This is a genomic window from Xanthomonas sp. LMG 12459 (assembly GCF_009192905.1).
Lineage (GTDB): Bacteria > Pseudomonadota > Gammaproteobacteria > Xanthomonadales > Xanthomonadaceae > Xanthomonas_A > Xanthomonas_A sontii.
This window is the reverse complement of the sequence record NZ_NSGT01000076.1, coordinates 1-1,052: the sequence shown is the minus strand read 5'-3', so window position 1 is coordinate 1,052 and position 1,052 is coordinate 1. Positions and strand designations below refer to the sequence as shown.

Sequence of the window (1,052 nt, the reverse complement as noted above, 5' to 3'; positions counted from 1 at the left end):
GTCGGAGATTTGTATCAGAGACAGGTGTGATCTCTCAGTAGGTTGTTCATCCGGGGCATCTCTGGAAGATGGGGGTTACCAAGCCAACCCAGCCCCAGGAGCCCCGGATGAACCTGCATAAACATGCCCGTTTGAGCCCTCGCGGTCGAGCCCTGCTGGTGGATCGCATCCTTGTTCATGGGCTGCGCGTGGAGGAGGCGGCGCATGCCGCCGGGGTCAGCGTGCGCACTGCCTACAAGTGGCTCAGGCGGTTCAAGGAAGAAGGCACGGCGGGGCTGATGGATCGCTCCTCGCGGCCACGTCATTGCCCGCACGCTATTGCGCAGTCCATCGTGGATCAGGTCCTTGAGCAGCGCCGCTGCCGGCAAACCTACCGCCAGATTGCCGGGCAGCTTCCTGTGGCACCAAGCACCATCGCCCGGTTGCTGCGCCGCGCCGGCCTGCACCGGCTGGCCGAGCTGGAACCGGCGCTGCCGGACAATCGCTATGAATACGCCCAACCCGGCCAACTGCTGCATCTGGACATCAAGAAGCTGGCCCGTTTCCGCCAGCCCGGCCACCGCGTGACCGATGATCGGACGGTCACCTCCCGTGGCATTGGCTGGGAGTACGTCCACCTGGCCATCGACGATCACTCCCGCGTGGCCTTCGGCACCATCGAGCCCGATGAGCGCGGTCTCAGTGCCTGCAGGGCCCTGATGCAGGCGGTTCGCTACTACCGCAGCCTGGGCGTGCGCTTGGAGCGCGTGTTGACCGACAACGGCGCCTGCTACACATCACGCCGCTTCCGACGCCTTGTCCGACGGCTCGGCCTGCGCCATCTGCGAACCCGCCCCTACACGCCACGCACCAATGGCAAGGCCGAGCGACTGGTGCAGACCAGCCTGCGCGAATGGGCTTATGCGCGCTCCTATATCGACTCCACGCAACGCGCCAACGCCTTCTCGGGCTGGCTGCATCATTACAACTGGCATCGACCACACGCCAGCCTCGGCTACAAACCTCCCATCTCCCGAATTCCACTGAACAACGTGGTGGGTTTACACAGCTAG

Annotated in this window: 1 protein-coding gene; it reads left to right on the top strand. The window is 64.3% G+C overall.

What is annotated here, in order from left to right; translation table 11 throughout:
* The first annotated feature begins 107 nt into the window (after positions 1-107).
* On the top strand, positions 108-1,052 hold the full coding sequence (locus CEK65_RS15810) for an IS481 family transposase (RefSeq protein WP_152182291.1): 945 nt from the start codon (positions 108-110) through the stop codon (positions 1,050-1,052).

Coding starts and splice junctions, on each gene's coding strand:
- CEK65_RS15810 (WP_152182291.1), top strand. CDS start 108: ATGAACCTGCATAAACATGCCCGTTTGAGCCCTCGCGGTCGAGCCCTG.